Genomic DNA, 15,396 nt, shown 5'->3' on the forward strand with positions numbered 1-15,396 from the left:
CGTCAGCAGCACGCCGACGGCAGCGACCGCTTGTTGCGCGCCTCCCTGCTGCGCGCGGCGAGCAGGTCGTCGGCCGGGTAGCCGACCTCCTCCAGCGTCAGCCCGTGCGGCCGCACGACGTGCACGGCCGAGTCCCGCACGCCGGCCGCCAGTACCCTGCCCGGCCAGTCGGGGGGCCGGTGCCCGTCCCCCACGAACAGCAGCGCCCCGATGAGCGAGCGCACCATGTTGTGGCAGAAGGCGTCGGCCCGCACGGCGGCGGTGATGATCCCGTCGTCCCCCCGCACCAGGTTCAGCTCCTGGAGCGTCCGGATGGTGGTGGCCCCCTCGCGCTTCTTGCAGTAGGCGGCGAAGTCGTGCTCGCCCAGCAGCCCCCGGGCCGCCTGGTTCATGACGTCGACGTCGAGGGGCCAGTCGTGCCACAGCACGTGGTTGCGCAGCAGCGGGTCGACGCCCCCGGGGTTGTCGGTGACCCGGTAGGCGTAGCGCCGCCACACCGCCGAGAACCGCGCGTCGAAGCCGCTCGGCGCCTCCCTGAGCGCCCAGACCCGCACGTCCCGGGACAGCCGCCCGGCGAGCCGCTTCAGCAGCTTCTGCCGGTGCTCGGCCCACACCGCGCGCGGCAGGTCGACATGGGCCACCTGTCCCCGGGCGTGCACCCCGGCGTCGGTGCGCCCCGCCACGGTCAGCTCGTAGGTCTCCCCCGACCGCGTCACGGTCCGCAGGGCGTCCTCGACCTCCCCCTGCACGGTCCGCCGACCGGCGGCCTGCTTGGCCCACCCGGAGAACTCGGTCCCGTCGTACGACAGGTCGAGCCGGACCCGGACGCGGCCGGCCTCTGCTTCGTCACTCACCCCAGGATCCTCTCACCACACGAAAGCGGGCCCGCTCCCCGCACCAGGGAACGGACCCGCCGACAACGCCCCTCAGGGGCGCGGGGAACTGCGCGAACCACCACGACGAGGCCGCAGCCGCCGACGCACAGCCCCCGGCAGACGCTTACGCGTCCTTGGACTCCTCGGTCTCCTCGGCCTTGGTCGTGTCGACCTGCGCCTCGGCAGCCTCGTTGTCCTTCGCGGCGCGCTTGGTCGCGGCCTCGGCCTCGCCGGTCGCCTCCTGCGCCACCGTCAGCGCCTCGACCAGCTCGATGACGGCCATGGGCGCGTTGTCGCCACGGCGGTTACCGATCTTGGTGATACGGGTGTAGCCACCCGGACGGTTCTCGTAGCGCGGGCCGATCTCGGTGAAGAGCGTGTGGACGATGCTCTTGTCCGTGATGACCTGGAGCACCTGACGGCGGTTGTGAAGGTCGCCCTTCTTCGCCTTGGTGACCAGACGCTCGGCGTACGGACGCAGCTTGCGCGCCTTCGCCTCGGTGGTGGTGATGCGGCCGTGCTCGAAGAGCGACTTCGCGAGGTTCGCGAGCATCAGCTTCTCGTGCGCGGCGCTGCCGCCCAGACGGGCACCCTTGGTGGGCTTCGGCATGGTGTTTCTCCTAGGTGTCTGCCCCGGCCGTATCAGGTACCGGGGTCAGTATCCGAGCAGGCGGTCGCCCGTCGGAGATCCAGGCCCCCGAAGGGGCCTGGAAGGGGTGCGGGGAACTGCGCGACCAGCGACAACCGGCCCGCGGACGCGGTACGGCCTCCCCGCGGAGCTCTCAGTACTGCTCGGTCTCCACGAACCCGGCGTCCGCGTCGTCGTCCGCCCCGAAGGCGTCCGCGGCGGCGGTCGGGTCGAACCCGGGAGGCGAGTCCTTCAGCGCCAGGCCCATGCCAGCGAGCTTGGCCTTGACCTCGTCGATCGACTTCGCACCGAAGTTGCGGATGTCGAGCAGGTCCGCCTCGGACCGCGCCACGAGCTCACCCACGGAGTGGATGCCCTCACGCTTGAGGCAGTTGTAGGAGCGGACCGTGAGCTCCAGCTCCTCGATCGGCAGTGCCAGGTCGGCGGCCAGGGCGGCGTCGGTCGGGGACGGGCCCATGTCGATGCCCTCGGCGTCGATGTTCAGCTCGCGGGCGAGACCGAACAGCTCGACCAGGGTCTTGCCGGCGGAGGCCATGGCGTCACGGGGACGCATCGCCTGCTTGGTCTCGACGTCGACGATCAGCTTGTCGAAGTCGGTCCGCTGCTCGACACGGGTGGCCTCGACCTTGTACGTGACCTTGAGCACCGGCGAGTAGATGGAGTCGACCGGGATGCGACCGATCTCCTGGCCGACCTGCTTGTTCTGCACGGCGGAGACGTAACCGCGGCCGCGCTCGACCGTCAGCTCCATCTCCAGCTTGCCCTTGCCGTTGAGCGTGGCGAGGACGAGGTCGGGGTTGTGCACCTCGACACCGGCCGGGGGCGCGATGTCGGCGGCGGTGACCAGACCCGGGCCCTGCTTGCGCAGGTACATCACGACCGGCTCGTCGTGCTCCGAGGAGACGACCAGCTGCTTGATGTTGAGGATCAGGTCGGTGACGTCCTCCTTGACGCCCGGCACGGTGGTGAACTCGTGCAGCACGCCGTCGATGCGGATGGACGTGACCGCCGCACCCGGGATCGAGGACAGGAGGGTCCGGCGCAGGGAGTTGCCGAGGGTGTAACCGAAGCCCGGCTCCAGCGGCTCGATCACGAACCGGGAGCGGAACTCGTCGACGACCTCTTCGGTCAACGACGGACGCTGAGCGATCAGCATGTATGGATCAGATCCTTCAGTCGTGGGCGCCCGCTATTTGACGCCCGACGTGAACCGCCTCCGACGAAAAGAGACGGGTACTGCAAGGGTACGGGCGATACGGCCCTTGTACGGAGCCGTACCGCCCGAAAACCTCGATCTGCGCGAAGCAGCCCCGCGTCAGACGCGGCGGCGCTTCGGCGGACGGCAGCCGTTGTGCGGGGTCGGGGTGACGTCCTGGATCGAGCCGACCTCGAGGCCCGTGGCCTGCAGGGAGCGGATCGCGGTCTCACGACCGGAACCCGGGCCCTTGACGAACACGTCGACCTTGCGCATGCCGTGCTCCTGAGCGCGGCGGGCGGCCGACTCGGCGGCCATCTGCGCGGCGAACGGCGTGGACTTCCGGGAACCCTTGAAGCCGACGTGGCCGGCGGAGGCCCAGGAGATCACGTTGCCGGACGGGTCCGTGATCGAGACGATCGTGTTGTTGAACGTGCTCTTGATGTGCGCGTGGCCGTGAGCGACGTTCTTCTTTTCCTTGCGGCGCACCTTCTTGGCAGCGCCCTGACGACCCTTGGGGGGCATCTCTTACTCCTACGGGAGGTGGTCGGTCCTGCAGCAAGACCGCTGGATGAGCGTCCGCTGAGGACTACTTCTTGCCCGGCTTCTTCTTGCCGGCGATGGCGCGACGCGGGCCCTTGCGGGTACGGGCGTTCGTGCTGGTGCGCTGACCGCGGACGGGCAGACCGCGACGGTGACGCAGACCCTGGTAGGTACCGATCTCGACCTTGCGGCGGATGTCGGCCTGGACCTCGCGACGGAGGTCACCCTCGGTCTTGATGTTGTTGTCGACGTACTCGCGGATCGCGACGAGCTGCTCCTCGGAGAGGTCGCGAACGCGGGTGTTCGGGTCGACGCCGGTGGCGGCCAGCGTCTGCTGCGAGAGGGTCCGGCCGATGCCGAACACATAGGTGAGGGCGATCTCCACGCGCTTGTCGCGCGGGATGTCAACACCGGAAACGCGTGCCATTCAATGGCTCCAGTTACTTGACGGAGGTCTTCCGCAGAACCGGCTCCCAGCCGCCGTACGAGGTACGAACTGGGTCCCCGGCCTCCGACCGGGGGTGTCAGACGGACCACTGTCCGCCTGGGCTCTGCGTATGAACTGTTCAGCTTGCGTCGCGCGAGACTCTGCGAGGGTGCAGAGGGATCGGTCGTGCGTCAGCCCTGGCGCTGCTTGTGGCGCGGGTTGTCGCAGATGACCATGACCCGACCGTGACGGCGGATCACCCTGCACTTGTCGCAGATCTTCTTGACGCTCGGCTTGACCTTCATGGGATTGAGGTTCTCCGGGTCAGTGCCGGCGACCCCAGTCACCGCACGCGGTACCTGGGGTGCAGACAAGATCTACTTGTAGCGGTAGACGATCCGGCCACGCGTCAGGTCGTACGGAGACAGCTCCACCACGACCCGGTCGTCAGGGAGGATGCGGATGTAGTGCATGCGCATCTTGCCGCTGATGTGTGCCAGGACCTGGTGGCCGTTCTGGAGCTCGACCTTGAACATGGCGTTCGGAAGAGACTCGACGACAGTGCCCTCGATCTCGATGGCACCTTGCTTCTTGGCCACGCTTTGCCCTTCGAATCGACTACCTTGATCGACTCCGTGCGGACCGCATGCAGACATGCGGGTACACAAGAGCCGACGAGTCAGTCTACGACAGGGCCCTCGGAAACACGAATCGAGAGAGTCTGCCCGGACCGCGAGAGCTTTAAGCGCGCCCGAGGGGGCGCGGGGAACCGCGCGAGCGGCCACGCGCGACCCGCAGCCGCCGGACGCCCGGACCGCCCGCCCCGGACGGCGCTCAGCCCAGCGGATCCGGCGCGGCCACGATCCCCAGCTCGGCGAGCTTGGCCTTCCCCCCGTCGGGAGACGTCAGCACCAGCGGCCCCTCCTCCGTCAGGGCGACGGAGTGCTCCCAGTGCGACGACCACGTGCCGTCCGTGGTGACGACCGTCCAGTCGTCCTGGAGGACCTCCGTCTTCGGCGTCCCCAGCGACACCATCGGCTCGATCGCGAGGCAGAAGCCGGGCACCAGCTTCGGGCCCTTGCCGCGCCGCCGTTCGACGTAGTTCAGCAGGTGCGGGTCCATGTGCATCTCGGTGCCGATGCCGTGGCCGCCGTAGTCCTCGATGATCCCGTACTTGCCGCCGCCCGGCTTGGGCTGGCGCCGGATGTACGTCTCGATGGCCCGGGAGATGTCGACCAGGCGGTTGCCCTGCTTCATGGCCGCGATGCCGGCCCACATCGACTCCTCGGTCACCCGGGAGAGCTCGACCAGCTCCGGGGCGTGACCGGAGCCGACGAAGGCCGTGTAGGCGGCGTCGCCGTGCCAGCCGTCGATGATGGCGCCGCAGTCGATGGAGATGACGTCCCCGTCCTTGAGGACGACGTCGTCGGAGGGGATGCCGTGGACCACGACCTCGTTCACCGAGGTGCAGATGGTGGCGGGGAAGCCTCCGTAGCCGAGGAAGTTCGGCTTGGCGTTGTGCTCGGCGAGGACCTTGCGGGCGACCTGGTCCAGATCCTTCGTCGTGGCCCCCGGCACGGCGGCCTCGCGGGTCGCCGCGTGGATGGCGGCGACGACCAGCCCCGCCTCGCGCATCCTGGCGATCTGCTCGGGGCTCTTGATCTGCACCATGGGGGCTACGGCCTTTCTGGACCTTCGGGGACTGCGAACGCCTTCAACGATACGGGGCCGCGCACCGGCCTCGTCTCACACAGCAGCCGCGGTCCCCCGGGGGGAACCGCGGCCGTAGCTGCGTACGAACGACTACTTGTCGTCCTCGCCACGCTTGAGCGCCTCCATGGCGCGCGTCGTGACGTCCTCCACCTTGCCGAGCGCGGAGATCGTGACCACCAGGCCCTGGGCCTTGTAGTAGTCGATGATCGGCTCGGTCTGCGTGTGGTAGACCTCCAGCCGCGTACGGACCGTCTCCTCGGAGTCGTCGTCGCGCTGGTACAGCTCGCCGCCGCAGACGTCGCAGACGCCGTCCTCGGCCGGCTGCTTGTACGTCACGTGGAAGACGTGCGAGGAGTCGTTGCGGCAGATACGCCGGCCGGCGATCCGCTTGACCACCTCGTCCTCGGGGACCTCGAGGTCGAGCACCGCGTCGAGTTGCATGCTCTCGGTGTCGAGGAGCTCGTCGAGCGCCTCGGCCTGCGAGACGTTGCGGGGGAAGCCGTCCAGCAGGAAACCGTGCTCGGCATCCGGCTGCTCCATGCGGTCCTTCGCCATCGCGATGGTGACCTCGTCGGGCACGAGGTTGCCCGCGTCCATGTAGGACTTCGCCAGTTTGCCGAGTTCCGTCTGCCGGCTGATGTTGGCCCGGAACAGGTCGCCCGTGGAGATGTGCGGGATCGACAGGTTCTTGGCCAGGAACGCGGCCTGCGTTCCCTTACCGGCACCCGGCGGCCCGACGAGGACGATTCGCATCAGCGGAGGAACCCTTCGTAATTGCGCTGCTGGAGCTGGCTCTCGATCTGCTTCACGGTCTCGAGACCGACACCCACGATGATCAGGATGCTGGTCCCGCCGAACGGGAAGTTCTGGTTTGCCCCGAAACCAACCAACGCCATCGTCGGTACAAGAGCGATCAGACCCAGGTACAGCGAACCCGGCCAGGTGATCCGGTTGAGTACGTAGCTGAGGTACTCAGCGGTCGGTCGGCCAGCCCGGATGCCCGGGATGAAGCCACCATACTTCTTCATGTTGTCGGCCACTTCCTCGGGGTTGAAGGAGATCGCGACGTAGAAGAAGGCGAAGAAGACGATCAGCAGGAAGTACGAAATGATGTAGTACGGGTGGTCGCCCTTGACGAAGTGTTGCTCGATCCAGGTCTTCCAGCCCGAGGTCCCTCCGGCGAACTGGGCGATCAGCGCCGGGATGTAGAGCAGCGACGAGGCGAAGATGACGGGGATCACACCCGCCTGGTTCACCTTGAGCGGGATGTACGTCGAGGTACCGCCGTAGGAACGGCGGCCGATCATGCGCTTGGCGTACTGGACGGGGATGCGGCGCTGGGCCTGCTCGACGAAGACCACCAGGCCGACCATGACGAGGCCGACCGCGATCACGGTGCCGAACTCGATCCAGCCGCCGGCCAGCGAGCCCTGCTCCTTGATCGCCCACAGGGCGGACGGGAACGTGGCGGCGATCGAGATGAACATCAGGATCGACATGCCGTTGCCGATGCCGCGGTCGGTGATGAGCTCACCGAGCCACATCACGGCCGCCGTACCGGCGGTCATCGTGATGACCATGGTGATGGTGACGAAGATCGACTGGTCCGGGACGATCTGGCCGGCCACCGGGCAGCCCTGGAACAGGGCGCCGCTGCGGGCGGTGGCGACGAGGCCGGTGCCCTGCAGGATCGCGAGGGCGATCGTCAGGTAGCGGGTGTACTGGGTGATCTTCGCGGTACCGGCCTGGCCCTCCTTCTTCAGGGCTTCCAGACGCGGGATCACCACGGTCAGCAGCTGCAGAATGATGCTCGCCGTGATGTACGGCATGATGCCCAGGGCGAAGATCGTGATCTGGAGCAGGGCGCCGCCGCTGAACATGTTCACCAGACCGAACAGGCCCTGGTTGGCCTGTGCGTTGTCGATGCACGTCTGGACGTTCCGATAGTCGACACCGGGGATCGGGATGTGCGTACCCACCCGGTAGATCACGATGATGCCGAGCGTGAAGAGCAGCTTCTTGCGCAGGTCGGGCGTCTTGAACGCCCGGGCGAACGCGGTGAGCACGGTGCCTCCTGCGACCCCCGCGCAACTGCGTCAAGGGTGACGGTCTTGAGGTTCGACGAATAGGTAACGGTCAACTGCCGCTCAGAGTGCCCGAAGTGAAGCACCCCGTGAATGAGGGCAGTGCAAGCCACCTTACCGGCGACACTGCCACCCTAGGAACGACCGACCGGGGATACCCCAGATCTGGGGTATCCCCGGTCGGGATCGCTCAGGTCATCGAGACGCCCGTGGTGTTCAGACGAGCTCGGTGACGGAACCGCCGGCGGCGGTGATCTTCTCCTTGGCGGAGCCGGAGACGGCGTCGACCGTCACCTGCAGCGCCACGGAGATCTCGCCCTGGCCGAGGACCTTGACGAGCGCGTTCTTGCGAACGGCACCCTTGGCCACCAGACCCTCGACGGTGACCTCGCCGCCCTCGGGGTAGAGCGCGGCCAGCTTGTCGAGGTTCACGACCTGGTACTCGGTCTTGAACGGGTTCTTGAAGCCCTTCAGCTTCGGAAGACGCATGTGGAGGGGCATCTGGCCACCCTCGAAGCGCTCCGGAACCTGGTAGCGGGCCTTGGTGCCCTTGGTACCACGACCGGCCGTCTTACCCTTCGACGCCTCACCACGACCGACACGGGTCTTGGCGGTCTTGGCGCCCGGGGCGGGACGGAGGTTGTGGATCTTGAGCGGGTTCTGCTCCGCCATGATCAGTCGACCTCCTCGACCGTCACGAGGTGGCGGACGGTGTGCACCATGCCGCGGAACTCGGGGCGGTCCTCCTTGACGACCTGCGTGTTGATGCCCTTGAGACCAAGGGAGCGCAGGGTGTCACGGTGGTTCTGCTTGCTGCCGATGTAGGACTTGACCTGCGTGATCTTGAGCTGCGCCATGATCACACACCCGCCCCGGCACGCGCACGCAGGAGAGCCGCGGGGGCGACGTCCTCGAGGGGCAGACCACGGCGGGCCGCGATCTCCTCGGGACGCTGCAGGCCCTTCAGGGCCGCCACGGTGGCGTGCACGATGTTGATGGCGTTGTCGGAGCCGAGCGACTTCGACAGCACGTCGTGGATGCCGGCGCACTCGAGCACGGCGCGCACCGGACCACCGGCGATCACGCCGGTACCCGGGGACGCGGGCTTGAGCAGCACGACGCCGGCAGCCTTCTCACCCTGGATGGGGTGCGGGATGGTGCCCTGGATACGGGGGACCTTGAAGAAGTGCTTCTTGGCCTCCTCAACGCCCTTGGCGATGGCGGCCGGCACCTCCTTCGCCTTGCCGTAACCGACACCCACGGTGCCGTCACCGTCGCCCACCACGACCAGCGCGGTGAAGCTGAAGCGACGACCACCCTTCACAACCTTGGCGACGCGGTTGATCGCGACGACGCGCTCAACGTACGCGGTCTTCTCGGCGGCAGCAGCGCCGCCGTCACGGCCCTTCCGGTCCCGCCGCTCGCCGCCACCGGCACCGCTTCCGCGGCGCTGGGGTCCAGCCATTGGATTACCTCTCTCTTTCCGCTAGCTACAAGCGGCTCAGAACTTGAGCCCGGCTTCGCGGGCGGCGTCCGCCAGGGCGGCGATGCGCCCGGCGTACTGGTTGCCACCACGGTCGAACACGACGGCCTCGACACCGGCGGCCTTGGCACGCTCGGCGACCAGGGCGCCGACCTGCTTGGCCTGCGCGGACTTGTCGCCCTCGCCACCGCGGATCGAGCTGTCCAGCGTGGACGCCGACGCCAGGGTGTGACCCTTCAGGTCGTCGATCACCTGCGCCACGATGTGGCGGTTGGAGCGGGTCACGACCAGACGGGGACGCTCCGCCGTACCGTTGATCCGCTTGCGGATCCGGATGTGACGGCGCTTGATCGCGGCGCGCTTGTAGGCGTCGCCCTTGAGGATCTTCTGCCCGTATGCCATGGCTTACTTACCCGCCTTTCCGACCTTGCGGCGGATGACTTCGCCCTCGTACTTGACACCCTTGGCCTTGTACGGGTCGGGCTTGCGCAGCTTGCGGATGTTGGCCGCAACCTCGCCGACCTTCTGCTTGTCGATGCCCTCGACCGAGAAGCGGGTGGGGGCCTCCACCTTGAAGGTGATGCCCTCGGGCGCCTCGATCAGGATCGGGTGGCTGTAGCCGAGGGAGAACTCCAGGTTCGAGCCCTTGGCGACAACGCGGTAACCGACACCGCTGATTTCGAGCTTCTTCACGTAACCCTCGGTCACGCCGGTGATCATGTTCGCCACCAGCGTGCGGGACAGGCCGTGGAGGGCCTTGTTCTGACGCTCGTCGTTGGGGCGGGTGACGTTCAGCACGCCGTCCTCACCCTTGGCGATCTCGATCGGCGCCACGACGGTGTGGGTCAGCGTGCCCTTGGGGCCCTTGACCGAGACCGTCTGGCCGTCGATGGTGACGTCCACGCCGGCGGGAACCGCGATGGGGAGCTTGCCGATGCGCGACATAGCTGTTTCCTCCGTTCCCTTCCGTTACCAGACGTAGGCGAGAACTTCTCCGCCTACGCCCTTCTTGCCGGCCTGCTTGTCAGTGAGGAGCCCGTGCGACGTGGAGATGATCGCCACGCCGAGGCCGCCGAGCACCTTCGGCAGGTTGGTGGACTTCGCGTAAACCCGCAGACCGGGCTTGGAGATCCGCTTGATGCCCGCGATGGAGCGCTCACGGTTGGGGCCGAACTTCAGCTCCAGGACGAGGTTCTTGCCGACCTCGGCGTCCTCGACCTTCCAGCCCGTGATGAAGCCCTCCTGCTGGAGGATCTCCGCGATGTGCGACTTGATCTTGGAGTGCGGCATCGCCACGGTGTCGTGGTACGCCGAGTTCGCGTTCCGCAGACGCGTAAGCATGTCTGCGATCGGATCAGTCATGGTCATGAATTGGCCTTCGGCCTCTCTCGCCGGGGTTTCCTGGTGCGCCATCCCTCTCCCCGATCCGAGACGGGACGGGTGCGGCGCGGTGGACCTACGGCGTAGTAAGTCGTACGGGCGCGACAGGCGCCCAACCCCACAAGCCTAAGCCATGCGGGGCGGGCCCCTGTCCACCCAGATGCTTACCGAGAGTCTTCCGGAATCCCTGAGTGGGGGATTACCAGGAGCTCTTGGTCACGCCCGGCAGCTCGCCACGGTGAGCCATCTCACGCAGGCACACGCGGCACAGGCCGAACTTGCGGTACACGGAGTGCGGGCGGCCGCAGCGCTGGCAGCGGGTGTAGCCACGCACACCGAACTTGGGCTTGCGAGCAGCCTTAGCGATCAGAGCCTTCTTCGCCATCTCGCTCACGCCTCCTTGAACGGGAAGCCGAGGTGACGAAGGAGCGCGCGGCCCTCAGCGTCGTTGGTCGCCGTGGTCACCACGGTGATGTCCATACCCCGGACGCGGTCGATCTTGTCCTGGTCGATCTCGTGGAACATGACCTGCTCCGTGAGACCGAAGGTGTAGTTGCCACGGCCGTCGAACTGCTTGGGGGACAGGCCGCGGAAGTCGCGGATGCGCGGCAGCGCGAGCGACAGGGTGCGGTCCAGGAACTCCCACATGCGGTCGCCACGGAGCGTGACGTGGGCACCGATCGGCTGCCCCTCGCGCAGCTTGAACTGCGCGATGGACTTGCGGGCCTTGGTGACGGCCGGCTTCTGACCGGTGATCGTGGTGAGGTCGCGGATGGCGCCCTCGATCAGCTTCGAGTCACGGGCGGCGTCGCCGACACCCATGTTGACCACGATCTTGACGAGACCGGGGATCTGCATGACGTTCTCGTACTTGAACTCGTCACGCAGCTTGCCCGTGATCTCCTCACGGTACTTCTGCTTCAGACGCGGAGTGGTGGTGGTAGCCATCAGATGTCCTCACCCGTCCGCTTGGCAACGCGGATCTTGTTGCCCTCGTCGTCGAAGCGGTAACCGACGCGGGTCACGACCTTCTTGCCGTCCTTCTCCACGACCAGCTGGACGTTGGAGACGTGGATCGGCGCCTCGGTGGTGACGATGCCGCCGGCCTGCGAACCGCGAGCCGTCGGACCGGCCTTGGTGTGCTTCTTGACCCGGTTGACACCCTCGACCAGGACGCGGTCCTCGCGGGGGAAGGCCGCGATGACCTTGCCCTGCTTGCCCTTGTCCTTACCGGTGATGACCTGGACCAGGTCGCCCTTCTTGATCTTCATGCTCACAGCACCTCCGGCGCGAGGGAGATGATCTTCATGAACTTCTTCTCGCGCAGCTCACGGCCGACCGGGCCGAAGATACGGGTGCCGCGAGGGTCGCCGTCGTTCTTCAGAATGACGGCGGCGTTCTCGTCGAAGCGGATGTACGAGCCGTCCGGACGGCGGCGCTCCTTGACGGTGCGAACGATGACCGCCTTGACGACGTCACCCTTCTTCACGTTGCCACCGGGGATCGCGTCCTTGACGGTGGCGACGATGACGTCACCGATACCCGCGTAGCGGCGACCGGAGCCACCGAGCACACGGATGCAGAGGATCTCCTTCGCACCCGTGTTGTCGGCGACACGCAGTCGCGACTCCTGCTGGATCACGTCTATCTCCTGGTTGTCTGCCGGTTCCCGGCAGGGGCTTCCCGTGAAGTCGGCCCCTGCCGAGCCTGGCGGAACGATGCCTAGGGGGTCCCCCTAGGAGGGATTACTTGGCCTTCTCGAGGATCTCGACGACGCGCCAGCGCTTGGTCGCGGACAGCGGCCGGGTCTCCATGAGGAGGACGCGGTCGCCGACACCCGCGGCGTTCTGCTCGTCGTGGGCCTTGAGCTTGTTCGTACGACGGATGACCTTGCCGTACAGCGCGTGCTTGACGCGGTCCTCGACGGCGACGACGACGGTCTTGTCCATCTTGTCGCTGACGACCAGACCCTCACGGGTCTTGCGGAAACCGCGGTCCGTCCTGGTCTCTTCAGTCACGTTGCTGCTCTCGCTCATCAGGCGCTCTCCACCGTCTCGATGCCCAGCTCGCGCTCACGCATCAGGGTGTAGATCCGCGCGATGTCCTTGCGGACGGCCTTGAGCCGACCGTGGTTCTCGAGCTGGCCCGTCGCCGCCTGGAAGCGGAGGTTGAACAGCTCTTCCTTGGCTTCGCGGAGCTTGTCGAGAAGCTCCTCGTTGCCCAGCTCGCGCAGCTCCGACGCCTTGGTACCGGCCGACATCACGCTTCACCTGCCTCGCGCTTGACGATCTTGCACTTCATCGGCAGCTTGTGAGCCGCACGGGTCAGGGCCTCGCGCGCGATCTTCTCGTTGGGGTACGACAGCTCGAACATCACGCGTCCGGGCTTGACGTTGGCCACCCACCACTCCGGGGAACCCTTACCGGAACCCATGCGGGTCTCGGCCGGCTTCTTGGTGAGGGGGCGGTCCGGGTAGATGTTGATCCAGACCTTGCCACCACGCTTGATGTGACGCGTCATGGCGATACGAGCGGCCTCGATCTGGCGGTTCGTCACATAGGCCGGGGTCAGCGCCTGGATGCCGTACTCGCCGAACGCAACCTGCGTGCCACCCTTGGCCATGCCGTTGCGCTTGGGGTGGTGCTGCTTGCGGTGCTTGACCCTACGGGGGATCAGCATGTCGGTCAGGCCTCCGTTCCGGTGCTCTCAGCCGGAGCGGCGGACGCGGGAGCCTCGGCCTTGGGGGCCTCGGATCCGGCGGCCTGCTGCGGCTTGCGACCGCGCCGCTCGCCACCGCGGCCACCACGGGCCGGGCGGTCGGCACCGCCGCGCGCCGGGCGGTTACCCGCACGGGCAGCGGCGTTCTCGGCGCGGACCTCGGCGATGTTCTTGACGTCGCCCTTGTAGATCCAGACCTTCACGCCGATGCGGCCGAAGGTCGTCTTGGCCTCGAAGAAGCCGTAGTCCACGTTCGCGCGGAGCGTGTGCAGGGGCACGCGGCCCTCGCGGTAGAACTCCGAGCGGGACATCTCGGCGCCGCCGAGGCGGCCACCGCACTGGATCTTGATGCCCTTGGCGCCTGCCTTCATCGCCGACTGCATGCTCTTACGCATGGCACGGCGGAAGGAGACGCGGGAGGAGAGCTGCTCGGCGACGGCCTGGGCCACGAGCTGAGCGTCCGTCTCGGGGTTCTTGACCTCGAGGATGTTCAGCTGGACCTGCTTGCCCGTCAGCTTCTCGAGGTCACCGCGGATGCGGTCGGCCTCGGCGCCGCGGCGGCCGATGACGATGCCCGGACGAGCGGTGTGGATGTCCACACGCACGCGGTCACGGGTGCGCTCGATCTCGACCTTGGAGATGCCGGCGCGCTCCATGCCGGACGTCATCATCCGACGGATGGCGACGTCTTCCTTGACGTAGTCCTTGTACAGCTTGTCGGCGTACCAACGCGACTTGAAGTCGGTCGTGACACCGAGCCGGAACCCGTGCGGGTTTACCTTCTGGCCCATTACCGGGTTCCTTCCTTGCTGCTGACGACCACGGTGATGTGGCTGGTCCGCTTGCGGATCCGGTAGGCACGGCCCTGGGCCCGCGGACGGAACCGCTTCAGGGTCGGGCCCTCGTCGACGTAGGCCTCGGAGATGTAGAGGTTGTCGACATCGGTGTGGTCGTAGTTGTGCGCGGCGTTGGCGATGGCGCTGTCCAGCACCTTGCCGACCGGCACGCTCGCGGCCTGCGGGGCGAAACGCAGGACCGCCTGAGCCTCCGTGGCGTTCAGGCCACGGATGAGGTCCACCACGCGGCGGGCCTTCATGGGCGTGACGCGGATGTACCGCGCCTGGGCCCTGGCTTCCATGGTTGTCCTTCCAGTGTCTGTCATGGTCGATTGCACCCCGCCGACTAGCGGCGCTTCGACTTCCGGTCGTCCTTGACGTGGCCCCGGAAGGTGCGGGTCGGCGAGAACTCGCCGAGCTTGTGGCCGACCATCGACTCGGTGACGAACACCGGAATGTGGGTCTTGCCGTTGTGCACCGCGAGCGTGTGGCCGAGCATGGCCGGCACGATCATCGAGCGACGGGACCAGGTCTTGATGACGTTCTTGGTGCCGGCTTCGTTCTGGGCGTCCACCTTCTTCATCAGGTGGTCGTCGACGAAGGGCCCCTTCTTCAAGCTACGAGGCATCTCAACCCGTCCTTAGCGCTTCTTGTTCGTCTTGCGGCGGCGGACGATGTACTTGTTCGACGCCTTCTTGGGCGAACGAGTACGGCCTTCCTTCTTGCCCCACGGGGACACAGGGTGACGACCACCGGAGGTCCGGCCCTCACCACCACCGTGCGGGTGGTCGACCGGGTTCATGACCACACCACGGACGGTCGGGCGAACGCCCAGCCACCGCTTACGGCCCGCCTTGCCCCAGTTGATGTTGCTCTGCTCGGCGTTGCCGACCTCGCCCACAGTGGCGCGGCAGCGGACGTCGACCAGGCGGATCTCACCGGACGGCATGCGCAGGTGGGCCATCTGGCCCTCCTTCGCGAGCAGCTGCACCGAGGCGCCGGCGGAGCGGGCGAACTTCGCGCCGCCGCCCGGACGCAGCTCGATGGCGTGCAGCGTGGTACCGACCGGGATGTTGCGCAGGGCGAGGTTGTTGCCCGGCTTGATGTCGGCCCCGGGGCCGTTCTCCACGCGGTCGCCCTGGCCGAGGCCACGGGGCGCGAGGATGTAGCGCTTCTCGCCGTCCGCGTAGTGCAGGAGCGCGATGCGCGCGGTGCGGTTGGGGTCGTACTCGATGTGCGCGACCTTCGCCGGCACGCCGTCCTTGTCGTGACGACGGAAGTCGATCACGCGGTAGGCGCGCTTGTGGCCACCGCCCTGGTGGCGGACGGTCACACGACCGGAGTTGTTACGGCCACCCTTGCTGTGCAGGGGGCGGACCAACGACTTCTCCGGCGTGGACCGCGTGACCTCGACGAAGTCGGCGACGCTGGAGCCACGGCGGCCCGGCGTAGTCGGCTTGTACTTGCGGATTCCCATTTCTCAGTCCTCGTCC

Annotated in this window: 27 protein-coding genes; all 27 read right to left on the reverse strand. The window is 67.1% G+C overall.

Features of this window, described 5'->3' with window-relative positions; genetic code table 11:
- Positions 1–2: 2 nt before the first annotated feature.
- Entirely contained in the window at positions 3–854 is an 852-nt protein-coding gene (gene truA, locus ACFW6P_RS02510) for a tRNA pseudouridine(38-40) synthase TruA (RefSeq protein ID WP_386349706.1), read from the reverse strand.
- 145 nt (positions 855–999) lie between these two features.
- Positions 1,000–1,485: a 50S ribosomal protein L17 gene (gene rplQ / locus ACFW6P_RS02515; RefSeq protein WP_356442908.1), complete on the reverse strand. Its 486-nt coding sequence runs from the start codon at positions 1,483–1,485 to the stop codon at positions 1,000–1,002.
- 172 nt (positions 1,486–1,657) lie between these two features.
- Positions 1,658–2,680, reverse strand: coding sequence for a DNA-directed RNA polymerase subunit alpha (locus ACFW6P_RS02520; protein ID WP_003966937.1), 1,023 nt, complete (start codon positions 2,678–2,680; stop codon positions 1,658–1,660).
- 159 nt (positions 2,681–2,839) lie between these two features.
- Positions 2,840–3,244, reverse strand: a complete 405-nt coding sequence (gene rpsK / locus ACFW6P_RS02525; protein WP_003956432.1) for a 30S ribosomal protein S11 — start codon at positions 3,242–3,244, stop codon at positions 2,840–2,842.
- Positions 3,245–3,308: 64 nt separating this feature from the next.
- Complete coding sequence (gene rpsM, locus ACFW6P_RS02530; protein ID WP_386349700.1) at positions 3,309–3,689, reverse strand: 30S ribosomal protein S13; 381 nt, start codon at positions 3,687–3,689, stop codon at positions 3,309–3,311.
- A gap of 191 nt (positions 3,690–3,880) precedes the next feature.
- On the reverse strand, positions 3,881–3,994 hold the full coding sequence (gene rpmJ / locus ACFW6P_RS02535; protein ID WP_003974245.1) for a 50S ribosomal protein L36: 114 nt from the start codon (positions 3,992–3,994) through the stop codon (positions 3,881–3,883).
- 72 nt (positions 3,995–4,066) lie between these two features.
- Positions 4,067–4,288, reverse strand: a complete 222-nt coding sequence (gene infA, locus ACFW6P_RS02540) for a translation initiation factor IF-1 (RefSeq protein ID WP_003948620.1) — start codon at positions 4,286–4,288, stop codon at positions 4,067–4,069.
- Between the two features lie 235 nt (positions 4,289–4,523).
- Entirely contained in the window at positions 4,524–5,360 is an 837-nt protein-coding gene (gene map, locus ACFW6P_RS02545) for a type I methionyl aminopeptidase (RefSeq protein ID WP_386349697.1), read from the reverse strand.
- Between the two features lie 132 nt (positions 5,361–5,492).
- Positions 5,493–6,155 (reverse strand): adenylate kinase, encoded by a 663-nt coding sequence (locus tag ACFW6P_RS02550; protein WP_386349694.1) that lies wholly within the window; start codon positions 6,153–6,155, stop codon positions 5,493–5,495.
- Positions 6,155–7,468, reverse strand: coding sequence for a preprotein translocase subunit SecY (gene secY / locus ACFW6P_RS02555; protein WP_386349691.1), 1,314 nt, complete (start codon positions 7,466–7,468; stop codon positions 6,155–6,157). The genes ACFW6P_RS02550 and secY overlap by 1 nt, the downstream gene beginning before the upstream one ends.
- Before the next feature lie 234 nt (positions 7,469–7,702).
- Positions 7,703–8,158: a 50S ribosomal protein L15 gene (gene rplO / locus ACFW6P_RS02560; RefSeq protein WP_094054456.1), complete on the reverse strand. Its 456-nt coding sequence runs from the start codon at positions 8,156–8,158 to the stop codon at positions 7,703–7,705.
- Between the two features lie 2 nt (positions 8,159–8,160).
- Positions 8,161–8,343: a 50S ribosomal protein L30 gene (rpmD, locus tag ACFW6P_RS02565; protein WP_003974250.1), complete on the reverse strand. Its 183-nt coding sequence runs from the start codon at positions 8,341–8,343 to the stop codon at positions 8,161–8,163.
- A 2-nt stretch (positions 8,344–8,345) separates the two neighbouring features.
- The gene (gene rpsE / locus ACFW6P_RS02570; RefSeq protein WP_094054455.1) at positions 8,346–8,951 is read right to left on the reverse strand and encodes a 30S ribosomal protein S5; all 606 of its coding nucleotides are present in this window, start codon (positions 8,949–8,951) and stop codon (positions 8,346–8,348) included.
- Between the two features lie 36 nt (positions 8,952–8,987).
- The gene (rplR, locus tag ACFW6P_RS02575) at positions 8,988–9,371 is read right to left on the reverse strand and encodes a 50S ribosomal protein L18 (RefSeq protein ID WP_010036704.1); all 384 of its coding nucleotides are present in this window, start codon (positions 9,369–9,371) and stop codon (positions 8,988–8,990) included.
- Between the two features lie 3 nt (positions 9,372–9,374).
- Positions 9,375–9,914: a 50S ribosomal protein L6 gene (gene rplF / locus ACFW6P_RS02580; protein ID WP_386349685.1), complete on the reverse strand. Its 540-nt coding sequence runs from the start codon at positions 9,912–9,914 to the stop codon at positions 9,375–9,377.
- A 24-nt stretch (positions 9,915–9,938) separates the two neighbouring features.
- Complete coding sequence (rpsH, locus tag ACFW6P_RS02585) at positions 9,939–10,337, reverse strand: 30S ribosomal protein S8 (RefSeq protein WP_015658459.1); 399 nt, start codon at positions 10,335–10,337, stop codon at positions 9,939–9,941.
- Positions 10,338–10,548: 211 nt separating this feature from the next.
- A complete protein-coding gene (locus tag ACFW6P_RS02590; RefSeq protein ID WP_003948630.1) occupies positions 10,549–10,734 on the reverse strand; it encodes a type Z 30S ribosomal protein S14 in 186 nt (61 codons plus the stop codon).
- 5 nt (positions 10,735–10,739) lie between these two features.
- Positions 10,740–11,297 carry a 50S ribosomal protein L5 gene (rplE, locus tag ACFW6P_RS02595; protein WP_031118789.1) on the reverse strand — a complete coding sequence of 186 codons (558 nt, stop codon included), beginning with the start codon at positions 11,295–11,297 and terminating at the stop codon, positions 10,740–10,742.
- On the reverse strand, positions 11,297–11,620 hold the full coding sequence (gene rplX, locus ACFW6P_RS02600) for a 50S ribosomal protein L24 (protein ID WP_010036713.1): 324 nt from the start codon (positions 11,618–11,620) through the stop codon (positions 11,297–11,299). Before rplX ends, rplE begins: the two co-directional genes overlap by 1 nt.
- A 2-nt stretch (positions 11,621–11,622) precedes the next feature.
- Positions 11,623–11,991, reverse strand: coding sequence for a 50S ribosomal protein L14 (gene rplN / locus ACFW6P_RS02605; RefSeq protein WP_003998823.1), 369 nt, complete (start codon positions 11,989–11,991; stop codon positions 11,623–11,625).
- A gap of 103 nt (positions 11,992–12,094) precedes the next feature.
- Positions 12,095–12,385, reverse strand: coding sequence for a 30S ribosomal protein S17 (gene rpsQ, locus ACFW6P_RS02610; protein WP_386349680.1), 291 nt, complete (start codon positions 12,383–12,385; stop codon positions 12,095–12,097).
- Positions 12,385–12,609: a 50S ribosomal protein L29 gene (gene rpmC, locus ACFW6P_RS02615; protein WP_121894850.1), complete on the reverse strand. Its 225-nt coding sequence runs from the start codon at positions 12,607–12,609 to the stop codon at positions 12,385–12,387. The genes rpsQ and rpmC overlap by 1 nt, the downstream gene beginning before the upstream one ends.
- Entirely contained in the window at positions 12,609–13,028 is a 420-nt protein-coding gene (gene rplP / locus ACFW6P_RS02620; RefSeq protein ID WP_386349676.1) for a 50S ribosomal protein L16, read from the reverse strand. Before rplP ends, rpmC begins: the two co-directional genes overlap by 1 nt.
- A 5-nt stretch (positions 13,029–13,033) precedes the next feature.
- A complete protein-coding gene (gene rpsC, locus ACFW6P_RS02625) occupies positions 13,034–13,858 on the reverse strand; it encodes a 30S ribosomal protein S3 (protein ID WP_030233882.1) in 825 nt (274 codons plus the stop codon).
- The gene (gene rplV, locus ACFW6P_RS02630; RefSeq protein WP_386349673.1) at positions 13,858–14,205 is read right to left on the reverse strand and encodes a 50S ribosomal protein L22; all 348 of its coding nucleotides are present in this window, start codon (positions 14,203–14,205) and stop codon (positions 13,858–13,860) included. The genes rpsC and rplV overlap by 1 nt, the downstream gene beginning before the upstream one ends.
- A 44-nt stretch (positions 14,206–14,249) precedes the next feature.
- Entirely contained in the window at positions 14,250–14,531 is a 282-nt protein-coding gene (gene rpsS / locus ACFW6P_RS02635; RefSeq protein ID WP_053759516.1) for a 30S ribosomal protein S19, read from the reverse strand.
- 12 nt (positions 14,532–14,543) lie between these two features.
- A complete protein-coding gene (gene rplB / locus ACFW6P_RS02640; RefSeq protein ID WP_386349669.1) occupies positions 14,544–15,380 on the reverse strand; it encodes a 50S ribosomal protein L2 in 837 nt (278 codons plus the stop codon).
- Between the last annotated feature and the right edge of the window lie 16 nt (positions 15,381–15,396).

This window comes from Streptomyces sp. NPDC058741 (genome assembly GCF_042746715.1).
Taxonomy (GTDB): domain Bacteria; phylum Actinomycetota; class Actinomycetes; order Streptomycetales; family Streptomycetaceae; genus Streptomyces.

Coding starts and splice junctions, on each gene's coding strand:
- rplQ (WP_356442908.1), bottom strand. CDS start 1,485: ATGCCGAAGCCCACCAAGGGTGCCCGTCTGGGCGGCAGCGCCGCGCAC.
- ACFW6P_RS02520 (WP_003966937.1), bottom strand. CDS start 2,680: ATGCTGATCGCTCAGCGTCCGTCGTTGACCGAAGAGGTCGTCGACGAG.
- rpsK (WP_003956432.1), bottom strand. CDS start 3,244: ATGCCCCCCAAGGGTCGTCAGGGCGCTGCCAAGAAGGTGCGCCGCAAG.
- rpsM (WP_386349700.1), bottom strand. CDS start 3,689: ATGGCACGCGTTTCCGGTGTTGACATCCCGCGCGACAAGCGCGTGGAG.
- rpmJ (WP_003974245.1), bottom strand. CDS start 3,994: ATGAAGGTCAAGCCGAGCGTCAAGAAGATCTGCGACAAGTGCAGGGTG.
- map (WP_386349697.1), bottom strand. CDS start 5,360: ATGGTGCAGATCAAGAGCCCCGAGCAGATCGCCAGGATGCGCGAGGCG.
- ACFW6P_RS02550 (WP_386349694.1), bottom strand. CDS start 6,155: ATGCGAATCGTCCTCGTCGGGCCGCCGGGTGCCGGTAAGGGAACGCAG.
- rplO (WP_094054456.1), bottom strand. CDS start 8,158: ATGGCGGAGCAGAACCCGCTCAAGATCCACAACCTCCGTCCCGCCCCG.
- rpmD (WP_003974250.1), bottom strand. CDS start 8,343: ATGGCGCAGCTCAAGATCACGCAGGTCAAGTCCTACATCGGCAGCAAG.
- rpsE (WP_094054455.1), bottom strand. CDS start 8,951: ATGGCTGGACCCCAGCGCCGCGGAAGCGGTGCCGGTGGCGGCGAGCGG.
- rplR (WP_010036704.1), bottom strand. CDS start 9,371: ATGGCATACGGGCAGAAGATCCTCAAGGGCGACGCCTACAAGCGCGCC.
- rplF (WP_386349685.1), bottom strand. CDS start 9,914: ATGTCGCGCATCGGCAAGCTCCCCATCGCGGTTCCCGCCGGCGTGGAC.
- rpsH (WP_015658459.1), bottom strand. CDS start 10,337: ATGACCATGACTGATCCGATCGCAGACATGCTTACGCGTCTGCGGAAC.
- ACFW6P_RS02590 (WP_003948630.1), bottom strand. CDS start 10,734: ATGGCGAAGAAGGCTCTGATCGCTAAGGCTGCTCGCAAGCCCAAGTTC.
- rplE (WP_031118789.1), bottom strand. CDS start 11,297: ATGGCTACCACCACCACTCCGCGTCTGAAGCAGAAGTACCGTGAGGAG.
- rplX (WP_010036713.1), bottom strand. CDS start 11,620: ATGAAGATCAAGAAGGGCGACCTGGTCCAGGTCATCACCGGTAAGGAC.
- rpsQ (WP_386349680.1), bottom strand. CDS start 12,385: ATGAGCGAGAGCAGCAACGTGACTGAAGAGACCAGGACGGACCGCGGT.
- rpmC (WP_121894850.1), bottom strand. CDS start 12,609: ATGTCGGCCGGTACCAAGGCGTCGGAGCTGCGCGAGCTGGGCAACGAG.
- rplP (WP_386349676.1), bottom strand. CDS start 13,028: ATGCTGATCCCCCGTAGGGTCAAGCACCGCAAGCAGCACCACCCCAAG.
- rpsC (WP_030233882.1), bottom strand. CDS start 13,858: ATGGGCCAGAAGGTAAACCCGCACGGGTTCCGGCTCGGTGTCACGACC.
- rplV (WP_386349673.1), bottom strand. CDS start 14,205: ATGGAAGCCAGGGCCCAGGCGCGGTACATCCGCGTCACGCCCATGAAG.
- rpsS (WP_053759516.1), bottom strand. CDS start 14,531: ATGCCTCGTAGCTTGAAGAAGGGGCCCTTCGTCGACGACCACCTGATG.
- rplB (WP_386349669.1), bottom strand. CDS start 15,380: ATGGGAATCCGCAAGTACAAGCCGACTACGCCGGGCCGCCGTGGCTCC.